Below are 2,707 nucleotides of genomic sequence, written 5' to 3'. Positions count from 1 at the left end.
TAGCTCTTTTCATAATAGTCCGAAAAGCTTATAGAAAAGCGGAATCAACAGCATGACGAAAAGATGTGAATAGAGGGATGTTTTTCCTAGCTCTGTTTTTTATAGCAAACCAATGATGCTCAATTTTGTTAAAATCGGGAGAATAAGGCGGTAGATATAAAATTTCTGCGCCAACTCCTTTAGCAAATTCAGTAATCTTATTAGACTTATGAAAAGTAGCATTATCAAGGATAACAGTTTGTCCAGGTTTCAAAATCGGTGTCAGAAACTGCTCAAACCATTTATTAACATATTACAGTGGCCTTCAAATGTTAACGGAACAACTATTTTCCTGCCGTTTAAGGCTGCAATCATACTGATTCGTTGAATTTTTTTACCAGATTTTAGAGCATAAAACCTCTGTCCCTTCTGGCAATATCCATAAGGGTAGTCCTCGGTGTTATCAATGCCAGACTCATCTATATAAACTAAGTTTTGAGGTTCTTTTGTTGCTATAATTTTCAAAAATTCAGCGCGTTTTTCTTCGTCCCTTTCTTTGTATCCATATGTCTTTTTTTGCGTGTGAGTCCAATTTTTTTAAGAGCTCGATGAATCGTTGGGATACTAACATTGCTCCAAAGCTTAGCCATTTCCGATAGAGTTTTTCCACCATATTTTTTAGCAAATTCAGTAAATTTATTCCAGTCAGTAATTTTGTGATTATAACCTCCATTTCCAAGTTTTTTTGACTGAAAATCTCCTGTTTCTTTTTTCTTTGCTGCCACTCCCATAACGTAGTTCTTCCAATTTTAAATCTTGCTGCCACTGCTTCTCTGCTTTCTCCTTCTTCTAGTGATTCCATTGCTTTTTTTCTTAAATCATAACTATATGCTGCTGGCATACTTACCTTCACTACTATAAAATCTTATTTTACCTCGTTTGTACTATTATGAAAAGAGCTATAATTTGAAAGTCTGTTCCCCTAACAAGCAAAGAAAATGATCTCTCAGGTATTTGTGTGTCAAAAATATTGCGTACAATTTTTGCCGTTGTTAGCCTATCTTCTTTCAGGCAGGCTTGTGGCCACTCTTTTTCAAGTATCTTAATAGCTGAAGTTTCAAAATCACAAAAAGAAAGGTGACAGATGCTTTGTGTTGTAACTCCAATAAGTGCTTTTCCAAAAATAGTAGAGTGGTAACCATATAAAATATCGATAGATTCTTTATTTTCTCCAGGTGTTATAACCTGATATTTAGCCATACTTAAGAAATCAGTACTGATATAGTTTAAATTGATTTATATTAAAATTAAAGAGTTCAAACGCTACGCATGACCAATCCATCCCAAAACGAAAGATTCTCGTGCGATCCGAAAGTCGTAATGGTTGAATTCCATCGTGTGTCCAGAGAAGGTGAATATGTTCAGTAGGAGTTAAACCTACCAGGACAAAAGTCGGAATCCTGTAACTAGGGTAGCAGTATTGCGGGAAACCAAGATGCTGAAGCCTACCGACAACATTGTTGTAAGAATAATGGTGAATTACCAGGCTGTAGCGAAAGCGAACACATAGGTGACCTCGAAAGTAACGTGAATCAAAGGCCGAACCATCGGTGGAATGGTGAAGGCAACATAGACAGTTGAAACCCGAATGATACAACTGATCTACTTTGGCGGGGCGGTAGTGATAGCATGGTGATAAGGACATATTAAACAACTGGAGAAGCCCTCCTCATCCCAGGGAGAAATACCTTGGAGCGGTAGGTTCTATAACTGAACAGAGGAAATGAACCGAAGATGAAAGGGTGGCGGACGGGGTGTGCCGCATAAGTGTTGAAAGTGTCATAAGAAGAAGATAAAAGAGCTATTATTAAAGAAAAATGGAGGCAATAATGGATCAAATAGAAAGAATACTAAACTTAACTAAAAGACGAGGATTTGGAAAGACTAGGAAAATCAACAGAGGTAGATAAATGTAATACTAAGTTAGTTGGTAAAATAATATTTAAAGGCTTAATGAAGCTAATATTAATGGGTCAGAAAACAAGCTTAAGAGCACTAGAAATGGTAATAAATAGGTGTGTGATAGATAAAAATGATGATAAAAGTACAGTTACATACAGTGGCTTATCGAAAAGGTTAAAAGTTCTGATTATTTTAAAGGTGTATATATCGATTTAATAAACAAAGTGGAAAAATTATTGCCCAGAAAAACGTCACATAACTTACATAGATTCGATTCAACAATTATAAATTTATCAGGGTACCTTATAAAAGATGGGTTAAAAATAGGTGGTAAAAGCAATGACAGTCAAGTCAAAGTAAGCGTTGGATTAAAAGGCCAATTACCGACGAGTATAAGATTTTGTCAAGGGCAAGAAGAAAGTAGCGAAGATATAGCGCTGGTTAGAGCAATTAATGAAGCTAAAGTTAAAAAAGAGGATATTTTATTGTTTGATAGAAGGATTGCAAAAGTTGCAACTTTCACTGAGTTTGACAAAAAGGAATACAAATTTATCACAAGAACATACTTAAAAAGAAGGTACTGCGTTATAAGAGAGAATGAAATTACGCAAAAACAACAACCAGATGGATCGGAAATTTTGGAAGATAATATAGTGAATCTTTACAGCGGAAGCAGAGCAATAGCAAGTACGACTAATAAAAATTAAAAATAGAACAGAAGATGAAATATGGTTTTTGACCAACTTATTTGAAATACCGGCTTATG

At 35.2% G+C, this 2,707-nt stretch carries 3 protein-coding genes and 1 pseudogene; 2 read left to right on the top strand and 2 right to left on the bottom strand.

Features of this window, described 5'->3' with window-relative positions; all coding sequences use genetic code 11:
- Positions 1–28: 28 nt before the first annotated feature.
- Both Wcon_RS09655 and Wcon_RS09650 read right to left on the bottom strand, forming a co-directional pair.
- A pseudogene (locus Wcon_RS09655) lies at positions 29–880 on the bottom strand (IS630 family transposase).
- A gap of 29 nt (positions 881–909) precedes the next feature.
- Positions 910–1,239 (bottom strand): hypothetical protein, encoded by a 330-nt coding sequence (locus Wcon_RS09650; protein WP_114517947.1) that lies wholly within the window; start codon positions 1,237–1,239, stop codon positions 910–912.
- A gap of 675 nt (positions 1,240–1,914) precedes the next feature.
- Between Wcon_RS09650 and Wcon_RS09645 the strand changes: the two genes are divergently transcribed.
- Positions 1,915–2,157 (top strand): hypothetical protein, encoded by a 243-nt coding sequence (locus tag Wcon_RS09645; RefSeq protein WP_114516947.1) that lies wholly within the window; start codon positions 1,915–1,917, stop codon positions 2,155–2,157.
- A gap of 8 nt (positions 2,158–2,165) precedes the next feature.
- Positions 2,166–2,648: a hypothetical protein gene (locus Wcon_RS09640; protein ID WP_114516948.1), complete on the top strand. Its 483-nt coding sequence runs from the start codon at positions 2,166–2,168 to the stop codon at positions 2,646–2,648.
- Positions 2,649–2,707 lie beyond the last annotated feature (59 nt).

This window comes from Wolbachia endosymbiont of Cylisticus convexus (assembly GCF_003344345.1).
Note: the sequence above shows the minus strand (reverse complement) of the source record. Positions and strands in the feature narration are given on the sequence as shown.

Bases quoted from the DNA above. Each gene is read 5' to 3' on its own strand.
- Wcon_RS09650 (WP_114517947.1), bottom strand. From the start codon at position 1,239: ATGGCTAAATATCAGGTTATAACACCTGGAGAAAATAAAGAATCTATC.